The sequence below is a fragment of the Ramlibacter sp. genome (genome assembly GCF_036676645.1).
GTDB lineage: Bacteria > Pseudomonadota > Gammaproteobacteria > Burkholderiales > Burkholderiaceae_C > Ramlibacter.
In genome coordinates, this window is record NZ_JAKFCM010000010.1 from 14,800 (window position 1) to 30,842 (window position 16,043).

Genomic DNA, 16,043 nt, shown 5'->3' on the forward strand with positions numbered 1-16,043 from the left:
TTCCCGATGTTCCAAGGCCTGTTCGCGTTCGGCCACTCGCTGGCCAGCTTCCTGACTCCCGGCTCGATCCTGCTGGTGCTGGCCTCGGCGCTGGTGGGGGTGGTGATCGGCGCGCTGCCGGGGCTGACGGCGACCATGGGCGTGGCGCTGATGACCACGCTGACCATCAAGCTGCCGTCCTCGCAGGCGCTGCTGGTGCTGATCTGCACCTACGTGGGCGCCATCTACGGCGGCAGCCGCAGCGCCATCCTGCTGAACATCCCCGGCACGCCGGCGTCGGCTGCGTCCTGCCTGGACGGCTACGCGCTGGCGCGCCAGGGCATGGCCGGCAAGGCCATGGGCATCGCCACCAGCGGCTCGGTGCTGGGCACCCTGATCGGCATGCTGGCGCTGGCGCTGTTCACCCCGGTGCTGGGCGAGTTCGCGCTCCGGTTCGGTGCCTACGAGTTCTTCTGGCTGGCGGTGTTCGGCGTGATCGTCTCGGCCACGCTCACCGGCGGCGACCCGCTCAAGGGCTGGATCGCCGGCATCGCCGGGCTGTTCATCGCCACCATCGGCCAGGACGGCATCCATGCCTACGAGCGCTTCAACTTCGGCAACCGCGACCTGGCCGGCGGCATCTCGCTGGTGCCGGCGCTGGTCGGCGCCTTCGGCTTCGCCGAGATCCTGGTGGCCATGCAGGAGAAGCGCCCGCCGGTGAAGGTGAGTGCGCTCGACTCGGTGATCCCGAGGATCGCCGACGTGGTGCGCTACTGGCGCACCATCGTGCGCAGCGGGCTGATCGGCACCTTCATGGGCATCGTGCCGGGCGTGGGCGAGGACGTGGCCGCCTGGTCGTCCTACGCCGCCGCCAAGCGCGCCAGCAAGGAGAAGGAGCAGTTCGGCAAGGGCTCGGTCGAGGGCCTGATGGCCGCGGAGACCGGCGACAACGCCTGCGTGCCCGGCGCCATCATCCCGGTGCTGACGCTGCAGGTGCCGGGTTCGGCGCCGGCGGCGGTGCTGATGGCGGCCATGCTGATCCACGGCGTCAAGCCGGGGCCGATGATCATGGTCGAGTCGCCCCAGTTCGTCTACGACGTGGTCGCCATGATGATGCTGGCCACCATCGGCATCTTCATCTACGGGCTCACGCTGACCAAGCTGCTGGTGCAGGTGCTGCGCGTGCCCACCACCATCATCATGCCCATGCTGCTGGTGCTGTGCACCATCGGCACCTATGCGCTGGCCTCGCGCCTGTTCGACGTCTGGGTGATGGTGGCCTTCGGGCTGATCGGCTTCCTGATGCGCCGCTTCGGCTACCCGGTCGCGCCGATGGTGCTGGGCATCGTGCTGGGCGACCTGCTGGAGAAGAACTTCCGCCGCGGGCTGGTGCTGTCCGACGGCGACCTGTCGCCCTTCTTCACCCGGCCGATCTCGGGCACGCTGTTCGCCCTGATCGCGCTGGTGATGATCCTCAGGCTGCCGCGGGTGCGCCGCCTGTTCACGCGCCGGCCGGCGGCGGGACCCGCATGAAGATCGCCCTGTGCAACGAGGTGCTGCAGCCACTGCCCTTCGAGCAGCAGTGCCGGCTGGCGGCTGCGCTCGGCTACGACGCGCTGGAGGTGGCGCCGTTCACGCTGGCCGAAGACCCGTCGCGGATGACCGACGCGCAGGCCGCCGCCTTCGCCCGCATCGCGAACGACCATGGCCTGCAGGTGTCCGGCCTCCACTGGCTGCTGGTGGCGCCCGCCGGCCTGTCGCTGGTCGGCGACGACGCCGCGCTGCGCGATCGCACGGCGGCCGTGATGGAGCGCCTGGTCGAGCTGTGCGCAGCCATGGGCGGTCGCTACCTGGTGCACGGCTCGCCGCGGCAGCGTTCGGTGCCGCCCGGCGCCACCCGCGCGCAGGCCTGGGCACGCGCCCGCGAGGGCCTGGCGCGCGCCGCCCGCCGGGCCGAAGCCTGCGGCGTGACCTACTGCCTGGAGCCGCTGTCGCCGCGCGAGACCGACCTGGTCAACACCGTGGCGGAAGCCGCCTGGATGGTGCAGGAGGTCGGCTCGCCCGCCCTCAGGACCATGATCGACTGCAGCGCGGCCGGCCAGGCCGAGCGCGAGCCGGTCGCCGAGCTGATGGCGCGCTGGATCCCCGGCGGCCAGGTCGCCCACGTGCAGGTCAACGACCCGAACCGGCGCGGGCCCGGCCAGGGCGCGATGGCGTTCGAGCCCATCCTGCGGACGCTGCTGTCGCTGCAGCAGCAGGGCCACTACGGCGGGATCATCGCGGTCGAACCCTTCGACTACGTGCCCGACGGGCCCGGCTGCGCCGCGCGCGCCATCGGCTACCTGCGCGGGCTGCTGGAAGGACTGCAGCACCATGGCTGATGCCCTGCCCGTGCGGCTGCGCGAGATCGAGCTGTACGAACGGCCGGTGAAGCTGCGCCTGCCGTTCCGCTTCGGCGTGGTCACGCTCACCGAGTGCCCGCAGGCGTTCGCGCGCGTGCGGGTGGAGGCGGCCGGCGGCCTCGGCCACTGGGGTGCGGCGGCCGAGCTGATGGCGCCCAAGTGGTTCGACAAGAACCTGCAGCTGTCCAACGAGGACAACTTCGATCAGCTGCGCCAGGTGCTGCGGCTGGCGCGCGAGGCCTACCTGGCCGACGCCGCGCCGGCCACCGCCTTCGGCCACTTCGCCCGCCACCACGATGCGCACCAGGCGTTGTGCGGCCGGCGCGGCTTCAACCCGCTGCTGGCGGCCTACGGGCCGGCCCTGGTCGACCGGGCGGTGCTCGATGCGGTGTGCCGGCTGGCCGGCTTGTCCTTCTACGACGCGGTGCGCCGCAACCTGGCCGGCATCGGGCCGGGCCGGCCCGAGTTCGACGGCCTGGCGATCGACGCACTGCTGGCCGGCCTGCAGCCGCGCGCCGACATCGAGGCGCGCCACACCGTCGGCCTGCTGGACGCGATCACCGGGGCCGACCTGCCGCAGCGGGTGGGCGACGGCCTGCCCGAAACGCTGGAGGAAGCGATCGCCGCCCACGGCCACCGCTGGTTCAAGCTGAAGGTGGGCGGCCAGGTGCCGGCCGACCTGCAGCGCCTGCAGGCGATCGCGGCAGTGCTCGACCGCAGTCCCGACCCCTACTTCGTCTCGCTGGACGGCAACGAGCAGTACCAGTGCGCCGCCGGCGTGGCCGAACTGGTGGCGGCGATCCGCGCCACGCCGGCGCTGGCGCGGCTGTGGGATTCGATCGTGTTCATCGAGCAGCCGATCGCGCGCAAGCTGGCGCTCACCGAGGACCTGCGCGGCGCGCAACTGGGCAAGCCGGTGATCATCGACGAGTCGGATGGCGAGCTCGACGCCTTCGTGCAGGCGCGCGCGCACGGCTACGCCGGGGTGTCGTCCAAGACCTGCAAGGGCGTGTACCGCTCCCTCCTCAACGCGGCGCGCTGCGCGGCCTGGAACCGCGAAGCGGGCGAGCCCCTGTACTTCATGTCCGGCGAGGACCTGACCACGCAGGCGGGGCTGTCGGTGCAGCAGGACCTGGCGCTGGCCAACCTGCTGGGCATCCGCCACGTCGAGCGCAACGGCCACCACTACGTCAACGGCATGGCGGCCCTGCCCGAGGCCGAGCAGCAGGCCTTCCTGCGCGCGCATCCCGACCTGTACGAGCGCAGCCACGGCGCCGTGCGCCTGCGCATCCGCGACGGCCGCGTGGCGCTCGGTTCGCTTGCCGGCATCGGCTACGCCAGCTCGGCCATGCCGGACTTCGGCGCCATGCAGGCGCTGGCCTGAGCGCGGCCGGCCTCCTGCCGGGGCAGGCTTGCCCCGCCATCCGGCTCCCACCCCGATCCCGCCGCTGCCATCGGAACACCCGCCGGCGCCGGCGCACGGCCTTGTTTATCATCCCGGCCCACGCCGAGCACGAGCCCCCATGGATGCCACCCCCGAGACTCTCACCCTCCTGACCCGCCTGGTGGTCTGGGGCGCGCTGCCGCTGGGCATGGCGTTCGGGGCGGTGGCCCAGGCCACCCGGTTCTGCGTGCGCGGCGGCATCGCCGACTGGGTCACCTTCCGCGGCCCCTCGCGCCTGTTCTCCTGGGTGCTGGCGGTGGCCGTCGGCGCGGTGCTGCTGCAGGCGATGATCGCCGCCGGCGCCTTCGACGCGACCCGCGCCCTGGCCTGGAGCGAGCGCCTGCCCTGGTTCTCGGCGCTGGCCGGCGGGCTGCTGTTCGGGGTCGGCATGATGCTGGCGCCCGGCTGCCCGCAGCGTTGCCTGGTCAAGGCCGGCCAGGGCGACCTGAACGCCTGGATCACGCTGGCGGTGGTGGCGCTCGTTTCCATCATGACCATCCGGGGCATCCTCGCCGTGCCCCGCACGGCGCTGTTCGACAGCCTGTCGGTCACGCTGTCGCGGCCGCAGGACCTCGGCTCGCTGCTCGGCGGCGCGCTCGGCCTGTCGGCCGGCGCGGTTCGCGCCGCCTTCGCGGCCCTGCTGCTGCTGGCCGTGGGCGGCCTGGCCTGGCGCCTGCGCGGCCGGCTGGAGTCCAGCGCCTGGATCGGCGGCGCCGGCGTCGGCGTACTGGTCGCCGCCGCCTTCTGGCTGACCGGCCATGTCGGCTTCGTCGCCGAGCACCCCGAAACCCTGGACGCGGCCTGGCTGGGCACCCAGGGCCGCCGGCCGGAAGGCCTGTCGTTCGTGGCGCCGCTGGCCCACACCTTCGACCTCCTGACCCTCTGGACCGACCGCAACACGGTGGCCACCTTCGGCGTGATGCTGGTGGCCGGCATGGTGCTGGGCAGCCACCTGAGCGCGCGCTGGCGCGGCGACTGGCGGCTGGAGACCCCGCGCACCCCGCGCGAGCTGCTCACCAACGTGGCGGCCGGCGCCCTGATGGGCTTCGGCGGGGTGACGGCGCTGGGCTGCTCGGTCGGCAACGGCATCACCGGCGCCGCCCTGCTGTCGGCCGGCTCGCTGCTGGCGGTGATCGGCATGGTGGCCGGCGCGCTGGGCGTGCTGTGGTGGCAGCAGCGCAGCGACGAGCAGGCCCAGGCCGGCGCTGCCGCGGCCTGACCGCCCCGACACGCCGGCTGCCGCCTTCGCCGGGGCAGACGGTGGCCGCGATCCCGTGCCGCCGCGTCTCGTCCGTCCCGTGCAGGCGCCGGGCGGGTGCCGGCGTCAGCCGCCGCGCCCGAGCCGGAACGCCGCGCGCCGCTCGCCCACCGGTGCGCCGCGCACGCTGCGAACCACCTCGGCCCGCCAGGGCCGCAGCTCCTCGCGCTGGCGCTCGTCCAGCCAGCCGAGCTGGTCCATGACCGCCAGCGCGGCCGCGGTCGCCGCCAGCTTGCTGCCGTCGATCACCTTCACCGCGATCGCCTCGCCCCGGCTCACGCTGGCCACCGCCTGCACCCCATCGGCGCCGGCCTTGCTCACCCAGTCGCCGCGGCCGGCCTGCATGAAGGCCAGGTCGTTGCGCCCGGTGCCGGACACCAGTTCGGGATGGGCGCGCATGGCCTGCGAGAGCGGCCCGAAGCTGGCGCCGAACTCGGCGTCGCGCTCGCCGCTGGCCAGCCGCGCATAGGCCCGCGCCAAGCTGGACAGCGGCAGCGCGTAGTTGGGCGCCGAGCAGCCGTCGGTGCCGCTCTTCATGCGCTCGGGCGCCAGCCCGGCCGCACGGGCCACGTCGCGCCGCACGGCCTGCTGCAGCGGATGGCCGGGGTCCAGGTAGCTCTCGACCGGCTGGCGATGCTGCACGCACCAGGCGACGAAGCCGGCGTGCTTGCCGCTGCAGTTGTGGTGGCGCTCGTCGAAGCGGTCGGGCGCCGGCCCGACGCCGTCGCCGACGTAGATCGGCAGGTGGCAGCCGCACTGGAGCACCGTGTGGTCCAGGCCCGCCTTGGCCAGCATGTCCTGCACCTCCCGCACGTGCATGGGCTCGCCGCTGTGGCTGGCGCACAGCAGGGCCAGCTGCCGCTCGCTGAAACGGAAGTGGGCCGGGCCGCCGGCTTCGACGAAGGGCAGGGCCTGGAACGGCTTGAGGGTCGATCGGGTGAAGCTCAGCCAGTGCGGGTCGCCGGCCTGGGCCCGCACGCGGCCCTGGGCGTCGCACACCGCCACCGCGCCGAAGTGCCGGCACTCCAGCGTGCCGCCGCGGAAGGTGTCGATCAGGGGCACGAGTCCACTCATCGCCGCATTGTCGCGCTCGCGTGCGCACGCCTGGACCCTCCCAGCCCGACGCAAGCGTGCGCCTACGCGCGATGCCGCCGGCTTTGGCTGGACAGCGGTTCCGGGCCGGGGACCATGGGAGCCGGCGCCGACCGGCGCCGACCCATCGACGAGCAAGGAGCAAGACCACCATGAGCAACCTGCGAGTGCTGGACCCCGCGTTCAGCGATCCCTTCGATGCAGCCTTCCGGCGCTTCTTCGCGCCGATGCACAACGAAGACAACCAGCCCCTGCGCATGCGCATCGACGTGAGCGAGAACGACCAGGGCTACCAGGTCAAGGCCGACCTGCCCGGCGTGCGCAAGGAGGACATCCACGTGCGGGTGGACGGCAACGTGGTGCGCATCGACGCGGAATGCAAGAGCGAGAAGGAGACCCGCGGCGAAGGCGACAAGGTGCTGCGCAGCGAGCGTTACTACGGCAGCATGTCGCGCAGCTTCAGCCTGGCCAGCGACATCGACGACGGCAAGGTGCAGGCCAGCTACGCCGACGGCGTGCTGAGCCTGCAGCTGCCCAAGAAGGCGCCGGCGGCCGCGCGCAAGATCACCATCGCCTGATCCCGCCGGCAGCGCCGCGCGGGGGACAATCCCCGCATGGCCGACTTCGTCACGCTGACGCTGAACCCCGCGCTCGACGTCTCCACGCACACCGAGCGCGTGGTCGATGCGCACAAGCTGCGCTGCGCGCAGCCGCGCTTCGACCCCGGCGGCGGCGGCATCAACGTGGCGCGGGTGCTGCGCCGGCTCGGCGCCGGCGTGACGGCCGTGTTCCCCTGCGGCGGGCCGACCGGCGACCGCCTGCGCGACCTGGTGCAGGCCGAGGACGTGCCGGTGCACTGCATCGGCATCGGCGGCGAGACGCGCGAGAGCTTCACGGTCGGCGAGAGCGCCACCGGCCGCGAGTACCGCTTCGTGCTGCCGGGACCGGAACTGGGCGAGCGCGAATGGCGCGCCTGCCTCGACGCACTCGGCCGCTTCGCGCCGGCGCCGCGCTGGATCGTCGCCAGCGGCAGCCTGGCGCCGGGCGTGCCGCTGTCGTTCCAGCACGAGCTGGCGGCGGTGGCGCGCGGGCTGGGCAGCCGGCTGGTGGTCGACACCTCCGGTGCGGCCCTGCCGGCCGCCTTCGAGGCCGGGCTGTACCTGGCCAAGCCCAGCCTGTCGGAACTGCGCGCGCTCGCCGGCGAGCCGCTGGCCGGCGAGGCCGACTGGCTGCGCGCGGCGCGGGCGCTGATCGCCCGGGGCCGGGCCGAGGTCATCGCCGTCTCGCTCGGCGCGCAAGGCGCGCTGCTGGTCACGCGCGAGCAGGCGCTGCGCGCGCCGGGCCTGGCGGTGGACGTGGCCGGCACGGTGGGCGCCGGCGACAGTTTCCTGGCCGGGCTGGTGTTCGCGCTGGAGCGCTCCGGCGACCTCGCCGACGGGCTGGCCACCGCGATGGCAGCCGGCAGCGCCTCGCTGCTGGGCGGCGGCACCAGCCTCGCACGAGCGCAGGACGTGGACCGGCTGCGCGGGCAGGTGCAGGTGCGGCCGGCCTGACCGGCGTCGTGCCGGCGACGGCGGCGGCCGCCGCGCGCCGATATGCTCGGGGCCGCGGTTGTCCGCGCGCAGGAGGTTCCCATGCCCAGCTACCAACGCATCCTCGTTCCCGTCGACGGCAGCGCCACCGCGCTGCAGGCCCTGTCCACCGCCATCGAGTTCGCCAGCGCGTCCGGCGGCCGGCTGCTGGCAGTGCATGCGGTGGAGGAGCTCGCCTTCGTCGCCGGCATGGACTACTCGGGCCAGCTGCTCATGGTGGCGCGCGAGGCCGGGGCGAGGTCGCTGAACGAGGCGGCCCAGCGCGCGCGCGACGCCGGCGTCGACGTCGAGACCCGCTTGCTGGAACAGACCGCCAACCGCCTGGGTGAATCGATCGCCCAGTGCGCCAAGGAGTGGAAGGCCGACCTGATCGTGGTCGGCACCCACGGGCGCCGCGGCATGGGGCGCCTGCTGCTGGGCAGCGGCGCCGAGCAGATCATCCGGCTGGCGACGGCACCGGTGCTGGTGATCCGCGGCAGCGAGCCCGAGTGAGCGCGCCATGACGGCGCTGCGCGCGCCGCTGCAGGCCCAGGCGCGCATGTCGTTGCGGGCTTGACCCGCAATCGAGTTCCCGGCCGCCGCCCGGCGCCCGACTTCCGGAAAGGGATGCCGGGCCCGAGCCCGGCACGACACCGCCCGGCTACTGCTTCTCGCCCGCCTTCGCCTGCTGCTCCTTCTCGTCGGGCGTGGTCACCGTGACCTTGGGCACCTCGATGGTCTTCTTCTCGGCATTCACGTCCACATCCGGCAGGGTGACCTGCTTTTGCGTGGTGCCGACGTCCACGTCCGGCGTCCTGACGTTGTAGTTGGGCAGGTCCACCTTGCCCTCCTCGGTCTTCTGGACGTCCACCTTCGGCAGGGTGACGTTGCCCTCCTGCGTCTTCCGGACGTCGTACTTCGGCAGGTTGACGCTGGCTTCCTGCGTCTTGTCGACGTCGTACTTGGGCAGCGCGACGCTGCCTTCGTCGGTCTTCTGCACATCGCAGGCGGCGAGGCCCAGGGCAGCCGTGGTCAGCAGCGCGGCGGTCAGTGTGGTCTTCAGCATGTCGAAACTCCCGGATCCAAAAAAATGATGAGAAGCGGAGCGCGGCCGCAGCCGCGAGTCCTGCGGCCATTCTGGGCAGCCCGGCCGGCGTCGGGGTGTAGGAACGCGGCGGCGCGGGGTGTGCGGCCGTGCCGGGTCGGCAAGCCGGTGCGGCCGCCGCTTTTGTCACCCTCTTCCTACGCAGGCGCCGGCGTCGCGCGCCTAGCATGGGCGGCGCACAAGGACAGGGAGGATGCCAATGCCGAGCCCCGCAGCGACGACGCGTGCCGCCTGGCCGCGCCAGGCCGCCGCCGCCGTGCGCGACCTGCGCGGCGGCATGCGGCTGGCGATGGACGGCGTGAAGCTGGGCATCGACCGCATGGAAGCCGCCCACGACCGCCTGGCCCGCGTCCAGCCGCCCCCGCTGGGGGCGCGCATCGCTGCGCCGCGCAGCGGCTGGGGCGCCACCCTCTATTACGGACTGCGCGGCACGACCGGGCTGGCCGGCGGCGCCATGGACCTCGCGCTCGCTTCGCTGCAGGCCACGCTGGCCGATCCGCACCGCGAGCGGGAACCGGACGAGCCTTCTCCCCGGCGCGAGGCGCTGCTCGCGCTCCTGAATGCCCTGGCCGGTGACCACCTCCACCGCAGCGACAACCCGCTGGCGATCCGCACCTGCCTGCAGCGCAGCGGCGACACGCCGACACCGCGCGTGCTGGTGCTGGCGCACGACCTCGGCCTGGACCCGCTGCACTGGAGGCGCCATGGCGCGGGCCACGCGCAGGCGCTGGCTGCCGCCTTCGACTGCACGCCCCTGCATGCGCACTACAGCAGCGGCCGGCCGGTTGCCGCAGTGGGCCGCGAGCTCGCGTCCGAACTGCAGGCCGTGCTGTCGCACTGGCCGCAGCCGCTGCAGGGCGTGGTGCTGGTGGGGCACGGCATGGGCGGGCTGGTGCTGCGCAGCGCGTTGCACCAGGCCGGCCGCAGCGGCATGGCCTGGCCCGCGCGCGTGCGGCAGCTGGTGTGCCTGGGCACCCCGCACGGCGGCGCCGATCCGCGCCAGGTCGCGGCCTGGCTGGCACGCCTGGGCGGCGGACACGCCGCGGGCCTGCTGCCCGCGCGGCTGCCGCGGCGGCGCAGCGCCGGCATCGACGATTTCATCGCCGGCCGCGTGCTGGCCGCCGATCCGCGCGCAGGCGTGGCACCGCCCGGCGCCGGCGCGCAGCTGCCGCCCACCGTGCGCGTGCATGCGATAGCCGGCGCCGTCGGCGACGGCGGCGGCGACTCACTGGTGTCCGTGGCCAGCGCGCTGGATCGCGCCGGGAGCATGCGCGAGGACCCGGGCCTGGCCGACGAACACCGCTGGGTCGCGCAGGGCGTGGACCACATGGGCTTGCTGGCCAGCGATGCCGTCTTTCGCAAGATGCGCCAGTGGCTGTCGGCCTGAGGGGCCGCGCGCGCACATGGGGGCAGGCAGGCCGCTGACAGCAGGCGCGAACCGGGCGCCGCACACTGGCCACAACTTGTGGAGTGCGTGCGATGTCCTATCTTCCCCGAGCCCAGGAGCAGATGAACGGCGACCTGCTGGTGCCCGAAACGACCAAGCTCTTCATGCACCGCGTGGTGCGCGACCTCAAGGCGCACCTGGAACGAAGCGGTTCCCCCGAACTGGAAACCACCGGCCTGGGTGTCCTCGAGGCGGCGCTCGGGCCCTGCCTGGAGCCCCTGCCCACCGTGCGCGAGATGCTGGACCTGCCCGATCCGGAAGCGGAGCGGCGCGGCCGCAACCTGACGAAGGCGCTGCACGGCGACTTCGCCGCGCGCCTGCACGGCGCCGCCTGAGGTCCTGCGGCGCGCAGCCGGGCGCAGGGGGCGCCCGCTGAACGATGCTGCGCCCGGTTGCCCACGTCACGGCGGAACAGCTGGCGCACGGCCAGCGCGCGCTGGTGCAGGATCTCGCATGGGCGAGCCTGTCGGGCGCGTTTTCCGGCGGCGTGATCCTGGTCGCCTTCGCGCTCACCCTGGGCGCAACCCCGCTGCAGGTCGGCCTGCTGGCGGCCATTCCCTTCCTGGCGCAGGCCTCGCAGCTGCCGGCCACCCTGCTGGTCGAACGGGTGCGGCTGCGACGGCGCATCGGCGTGCTGACGATCACCGCGGCACGGGTGGTGGTGCTGGCGATGGCCGTGCTGCCCTTCGTGCCGGGCGGCTACGCGCTGGCGGCGCTGATCGCCGCGCAGGTGCTGATCGCCACCTTCAATGCGGTCGGCGGCTGCGCCATCAACTCGTGGCTGCACCAGCTGATCCCGCATGAGGGGCTGGGCAGCTTCTTTTCGCGCCGCCTGTTCTTCGGCACGGCGCTGGCCTGCGTCGGCACGCTGGCCGCCGGCCAGCTGGTCGACAGCGCGCCCAAGGGCGATCCGATGTACGCCTATGCGGCCGCGTTCGCGATCGCGGGCGTCGCCGGCTTCATCAGCTCCTGGCACCTGGGTCGCGCGCCCGAGCCGGCCATGCCCGCGGGCGGGCCGGACGGCGGTGTGCTGGAGCGCCTGCGCCGGCCGTTCACGCATCCGAACTTCCGCCGACTGCTGATCTTCCTGGCGGCATGGACCATCGCCTCCAATTTCACCGCGCCGTTCCTGACCGTCTACCTGATCGAGCAGCGCAGCTACGCGGTGGGCACGGTCACCAGCCTGTGGGTGACCAGCCAGGTGAGCAACGCGCTCACCCTGTACCTCTGGGGCCGGCTGTCGGACCGGCTGTCCAACAAGGGCGTGCTGGCGGTGGCGCTGCCCGTGCACTTCACCTGCGTGCTGGCGCTGGTGTTCGTCGACGGGGTGAGCGATGCGCAGTGGCAGCTCGGGCTGCTGTACGCCATCCATTTCGTGATGGGCATCGCCACCGGCGGGATCGTGCTGGCCACCGGCAACCTGGGCCTGAAGCTGGCCCCGCACGGTCAGGGCACGGTCTACCTGGCCGCGATCGGGCTGGCCTCGGCGGTGGCGGGCGGCATCGCGCCGCTGCTGGCCGGCGCGCTGGCCCAGGCGTTCCAGGCCAGCGAGTTGTCGGCCGTGGTGCGCTGGCAATCGCCCGGGCAGTGGAAGGAGGTGGGCATCTTCAGCTTCGCGCACTGGGAGTTCCTGTTCGCGATCTCGGCGATGCTGGGCCTGTACGTGATCCACGCGCTGTACCGCATCGAGGAAGGGCAGGAGGTCAGCGAGCGCCAGGTGGTGCAGGCCTTCGTGCTGGAGGCCCGGCGCTCGCTGAACAACCTGTCGTCGGCCGCCTTGCCGGGGCTGTTCCCGTTCGAGCGGCTGAACGAACGCCGCAAGTGGTGGCGCGCCGAGCGCCGCCGCATGCAGGAGCCGCCGCGCTGGCCGGAGCAGCGCGGCTTCGACCGCCGGCAAGGCACCTGACATGCCATCGCGGCCCTCACGCCGCCAATTGACGGGTGTCATCGGGGCTCGAGCCGCAATCCATCGCCGCCGTCTCGATCGGGGAGGCGGTGGATTCCGGCTTTCGCCGGAATGACAGGGAACGGAGACACGGAACGGACGAACCCGTTGCGTGTCACTTCACCATCGCGACGGCCGCCGAGAACGTGAGGAACGCCACCGCGGTGGTGAGCAGGATGATGCGGGCGATCCGCCCGTTGTCGGCCTCGAAGCGCTCGGCCAGCATCGATACGTTGCTGGCGCTGGGCAGCGCCGCCACCAGCACCATCACGGACAGCGAGAAGCGGTCCAGCAGCAGGCCCAGCGCGATGGCGGCATGGCCGGCCGCGAAGACCAGCAGCGGGTGCACCAGCAGCTTGGCCGCCGCGACCGGCACGAAATCGCGCGCCGGCAGCGGACCGTGTTCGGACGCGGCGGCCACGACCTGCGAGCGCGCCAGCACCGCCCCGATGGTGAACAGCGCCACCGGCGAGGCCGCGTCGGCCAGCAGCGAGATCGTGGCCATCACCGGCTGGATCGGCAGCACGCCCAGGCCGGAGGACAGCGCGCCCAGCGCGATCGACCACGGCATCGGGTTCAGCGCCATGCCGCGCAGCGCCTTGCGGGCCGCCGTGGCCGCGCCGTGCTCGTCGGCGCCGTCCAGCCGCGAGAGCGCGATGCACAGCGAACTGGTGATCACCAGGTCGATCATGATGGTCAGGATGGCCGGGCCGGCCGCCGCGGCCCCCAGCAGCGCCACCAGCAGCGGCACGCCCATGAAGCCGGTGTTGGGGAAAGCGGCCACCAGCGCCCCGAAGGCGGCGTCGTTCCACCCGATCCGCGCATTCAGGCTGAACCGCACCGTGCCCGCCACCATCAGCAGCGCGCACGCCAGGTACACGGTGAACGCCACCGGGTCCAGCAACTGCGGCAGCGGCGTGCCGGCGCCGAACTCGTACAGCATGGCCGGCAGCGCGAAGTACAGGACGAACGAGTTGAGCCCGCCGATCGCCTCCAGCGGCAGCAGGCGCCAGCGCGCAGCCAGGTAGCCGCACAGCACCAGGGCAAAGAAGGGGAAGGTGACCTTCAGGACATCGAGCACGCGGCGTATTGTCCGTGCAACCCGCAGCGGTCTTTTTGCCGCCGGTGCGCGCAGGCCGGCGCTTATGATGCGCCGCTTCCCCCTCCCCGCGCCCCGTGCCCGCAGTACCCCCCGAATGTCCGGCCTCAACCTCGCCCAGCAGGAAGCAGTGAACTACATGCACGGGCCCTGCCTGGTGCTGGCCGGGGCCGGCTCGGGCAAGACGCGCGTGATCACGCACAAGGTCGCCCGCCTGATCCAGTCGGGCGTGGCAGCGCGCCGCATCCTGGCCATCACCTTCACCAACAAGGCCGCCGCCGAGATGCGCGAGCGCGCCAGGGGCCTGATCGGTCGCGAGGCCAAGGAGGTGGTGATCTGCACCTTCCACGCGCTGGGCGTGCGATTGCTGCGCCAGGACGGCGCCGTGCTGGGCCTCAAGCCGCAGTTCTCCATCCTCGACACCGACGACGTCACCGCGATCCTGAAGGACGCCGGCGGCACCACCGACGCCGCCACCGCGCGCCAGTGGCAGTGGGCGATCAGCCTGTGGAAGAACATGGGCCTGGACGCGGCCCAGGCCGAGGCGCAGGCCAGGGACGACCACGAGAAGGTCACCGCCCGCATCATGGCGCGCTACCAGGAGCGGCTCACCGCCTACCAGAGCGTGGACTTCGACGACCTGATCGGGCTGCCGCTGAAGCTGCTGCGCGACCACGCCGAAGTCCGCACGAAGTGGCAGCAGCACCTGGGCCACGTGCTGGTCGACGAATACCAGGACACCAACGCCACGCAGTACGAGCTGCTCAAGCTGCTGGTGGGCGAGCGTGGCCGCTTCACCGCGGTGGGCGACGACGACCAGTCGATCTACGGCTGGCGCGGCGCCACGCTGGACAACCTCAAGCGCCTGCCGCAGGACTGGCCGCAGCTGAAGGTGGTCAAGCTGGAGCAGAACTACCGCTCCACCGGCGCCATCCTGCGCGCCGCCAACAACGTCATCCAGCCCAACCCCAAGCTGTTCCCCAAGACCCTGTTCTCCGAGCTGGGCGAGGGCGAGCCGGTGCGGGTGGTCGATTGCGACAACGAGGCGCACGAGGCCGAGCGCGTCGTCGCCCGCATCCAGTCGATCCGTGCCAACGGGCAGGGCAAGGACTGGAAGGACTTCGCGGTGCTGTACCGGGCCAACCACCAGGCCCGGGTGTTCGAGCAGGCCCTGCGCAAGGCGCAGATCCCCTACAAGGTCTCGGGCGGCCAGAGCTTCTTCGACCGTGCCGAGATCCGCGACCTGTGCGCCTGGCTGCGGCTGTGGGTGAACAACGACGACGACCCGGCCTTCCTGCGCGCGGTGACCACGCCCAAGCGCGGCATCGGCCACACCACGCTCGCGAACCTGGGCGTGTTCGCCAGCCAGTACAAGCTGTCGCTGTTCGAGGCCCTGTTCTCCTCCTCGCTCGGCGCGGCGCTGCCGGCCAAGGCGGTGGGCAGCCTGCACGAATTCGGCCGCTACGTGAACGACCTCGAATATCGCGCCCGCCACACGCTGGGCGCCGAGGATGCGAAGGCCTTCCTGGCCGACTGGCTCAAGGACATCGGCTACGAGAAGCACCTGTACGACAGCGAGGACAGCGAGAAGCTGGCGGCGGCGCGCTGGACCAACGTGCTGGAGTTCTGCGACTGGATGGCCGGGCGCTGCGGGGGCGAGGTCGATGACACGGCGGGCGTGGCTGCGGCCGGCGAGAAGAAGAGCCTGCTGGAGGTGGCGCAGACCATCTCGCTGCTGTCCACGCTCTCCGAGCGCGAACAGGACCAGAACGTGGTGACGCTCTCCACCCTGCACGCGGCCAAGGGGCTGGAGTGGCCGCACGTGATGCTGGTGGGTTGCGTGGAGGGCCTGCTGCCCTTCAAGCTGGGGGAAGACGACAGCCCCAGCGGCCGCGCCGATGGCCCGATGAGCGAGAGCATCGTGCAGCGGCTGCAGGAAGAGCGCCGCCTGATGTACGTGGGCATCACGCGCGCCCAGCGGTCGCTGGCGGTGAGCTGGACCAAGCGGCGCAAGAAGGGCCGCGAAGTGGTGGCCGCCCAGCCCAGCCGCTTCATCGCCGAGATGGCGCTGGACACCGCCACCGTGAAGGAAGACCCGCGCGAGAAGCTCAAGGCGCTGCGCGCCGAGTTCGCGCGCAGGAGCGCGGCCAGCGCGGCGGCCGCCGCCGGCACGCCATGAAGGCGCTGCTGGCGGGCCTGCTGCTGGCGGGCGCCACCGCGGTCGCGGGCGCGGACGCCTGCCCGTCGCCGGCCGATGTCACGCAGGCCCACCTGCTCGGGCTGTGGCGCGCCGAATTCGAGGGCCTGCCGCAGGGCGCCACGCTGCTGCTGGAGCGCCATCCGGAGTATGCGCAAAGCCTGCGCGGGGCCATCAACCGCAATGGGGGGCGCGGGCTGGTGGCCGGGGACATCGAGGACGGCGCGCTCACGCTGGAGGAATCGGCCGACGGGCGGCGCATCGATGCCGCCTGGCTCGGCGACGTGGTCGAGGGATCGTGCGGGCGCGAGATCCGCGGCAGCTGGCAGCCGCAGGACGACCGGCCCGCGCGGTCCTTCGTGCTGCGCAAGCTGTAGCGAGGCGGGCAGGCCCGGTTGCTCCTGTCTTCGGCAGGCCGGGCGCAGGCCGTGCGCAGGTCCCACGATGCGCAAGGCTGTAGCGCCTTGAAACGCAAGCGCGGCAGTTTGCGCCGGGCTTGCGGCT

Annotated in this window: 15 protein-coding genes; 12 read left to right on the forward strand and 3 right to left on the reverse strand. The window is 72.7% G+C overall.

Annotated elements, in window-relative coordinates; all coding sequences use genetic code 11:
* Positions 1-6 precede the first annotated feature (6 nt).
* From V6M57_RS01075 to V6M57_RS01090, 4 genes are all read left to right on the forward strand, one after another.
* Positions 7-1,512, forward strand: a complete 1,506-nt coding sequence (locus V6M57_RS01075) for a tripartite tricarboxylate transporter permease (protein ID WP_332813126.1) — start codon at positions 7-9, stop codon at positions 1,510-1,512.
* A complete protein-coding gene (locus tag V6M57_RS01080) occupies positions 1,509-2,360 on the forward strand; it encodes a sugar phosphate isomerase/epimerase family protein (RefSeq protein ID WP_332813127.1) in 852 nt (283 codons plus the stop codon). The genes V6M57_RS01075 and V6M57_RS01080 overlap by 4 nt, the downstream gene beginning before the upstream one ends.
* Positions 2,353-3,765 carry an enolase C-terminal domain-like protein gene (locus tag V6M57_RS01085; protein ID WP_332813128.1) on the forward strand — a complete coding sequence of 471 codons (1,413 nt, stop codon included), beginning with the start codon at positions 2,353-2,355 and terminating at the stop codon, positions 3,763-3,765. Before V6M57_RS01080 ends, V6M57_RS01085 begins: the two co-directional genes overlap by 8 nt.
* Before the next feature lie 139 nt (positions 3,766-3,904).
* The gene (locus V6M57_RS01090; protein ID WP_332813129.1) at positions 3,905-5,044 is read left to right on the forward strand and encodes a YeeE/YedE family protein; all 1,140 of its coding nucleotides are present in this window, start codon (positions 3,905-3,907) and stop codon (positions 5,042-5,044) included.
* Positions 5,045-5,149: 105 nt separating this feature from the next.
* Here V6M57_RS01090 and V6M57_RS01095 read toward each other — a convergent pair whose 3' ends face one another.
* Positions 5,150-6,157: an asparaginase gene (locus V6M57_RS01095; RefSeq protein WP_332813130.1), complete on the reverse strand. Its 1,008-nt coding sequence runs from the start codon at positions 6,155-6,157 to the stop codon at positions 5,150-5,152.
* A 170-nt stretch (positions 6,158-6,327) separates the two neighbouring features.
* On the opposite strand from V6M57_RS01095, the gene V6M57_RS01100 reads away from it, so the two are divergent.
* The 3 genes from V6M57_RS01100 (at position 6,328) to V6M57_RS01110 (ending at position 8,259) form a co-directional block, all read left to right on the forward strand.
* A complete protein-coding gene (locus tag V6M57_RS01100; RefSeq protein WP_332813131.1) occupies positions 6,328-6,753 on the forward strand; it encodes an Hsp20/alpha crystallin family protein in 426 nt (141 codons plus the stop codon).
* Between the two features lie 36 nt (positions 6,754-6,789).
* Positions 6,790-7,728: a 1-phosphofructokinase family hexose kinase gene (locus tag V6M57_RS01105; RefSeq protein ID WP_332813132.1), complete on the forward strand. Its 939-nt coding sequence runs from the start codon at positions 6,790-6,792 to the stop codon at positions 7,726-7,728.
* Positions 7,729-7,809: 81 nt separating this feature from the next.
* A complete protein-coding gene (locus V6M57_RS01110; protein WP_332813133.1) occupies positions 7,810-8,259 on the forward strand; it encodes a universal stress protein in 450 nt (149 codons plus the stop codon).
* Between the two features lie 148 nt (positions 8,260-8,407).
* On the opposite strand, the gene V6M57_RS01115 is transcribed toward V6M57_RS01110, so the two are convergent.
* Positions 8,408-8,812 (reverse strand): hypothetical protein, encoded by a 405-nt coding sequence (locus V6M57_RS01115; RefSeq protein ID WP_332813134.1) that lies wholly within the window; start codon positions 8,810-8,812, stop codon positions 8,408-8,410.
* Between the two features lie 238 nt (positions 8,813-9,050).
* On the opposite strand from V6M57_RS01115, the gene V6M57_RS01120 reads away from it, so the two are divergent.
* The 3 genes from V6M57_RS01120 (at position 9,051) to V6M57_RS01130 (ending at position 12,204) form a co-directional block, all read left to right on the forward strand.
* Complete coding sequence (locus V6M57_RS01120; RefSeq protein WP_332813135.1) at positions 9,051-10,238, forward strand: esterase/lipase family protein; 1,188 nt, start codon at positions 9,051-9,053, stop codon at positions 10,236-10,238.
* 92 nt (positions 10,239-10,330) lie between these two features.
* Entirely contained in the window at positions 10,331-10,633 is a 303-nt protein-coding gene (locus V6M57_RS01125; protein WP_332813136.1) for a hypothetical protein, read from the forward strand.
* Between the two features lie 44 nt (positions 10,634-10,677).
* Positions 10,678-12,204 (forward strand): MFS transporter, encoded by a 1,527-nt coding sequence (locus tag V6M57_RS01130; RefSeq protein WP_332813137.1) that lies wholly within the window; start codon positions 10,678-10,680, stop codon positions 12,202-12,204.
* Positions 12,205-12,358: 154 nt separating this feature from the next.
* On the opposite strand, the gene V6M57_RS01135 is transcribed toward V6M57_RS01130, so the two are convergent.
* A complete protein-coding gene (locus V6M57_RS01135; protein ID WP_332813138.1) occupies positions 12,359-13,324 on the reverse strand; it encodes an AEC family transporter in 966 nt (321 codons plus the stop codon).
* A 115-nt stretch (positions 13,325-13,439) separates the two neighbouring features.
* Between V6M57_RS01135 and V6M57_RS01140 the strand changes: the two genes are divergently transcribed.
* Positions 13,440-15,521 (forward strand): ATP-dependent helicase, encoded by a 2,082-nt coding sequence (locus V6M57_RS01140; protein ID WP_332813139.1) that lies wholly within the window; start codon positions 13,440-13,442, stop codon positions 15,519-15,521.
* The gene (locus V6M57_RS01145) at positions 15,518-15,916 is read left to right on the forward strand and encodes a hypothetical protein (protein WP_332813140.1); all 399 of its coding nucleotides are present in this window, start codon (positions 15,518-15,520) and stop codon (positions 15,914-15,916) included. Before V6M57_RS01140 ends, V6M57_RS01145 begins: the two co-directional genes overlap by 4 nt.
* The last annotated feature ends 127 nt before the right edge of the window (positions 15,917-16,043 follow it).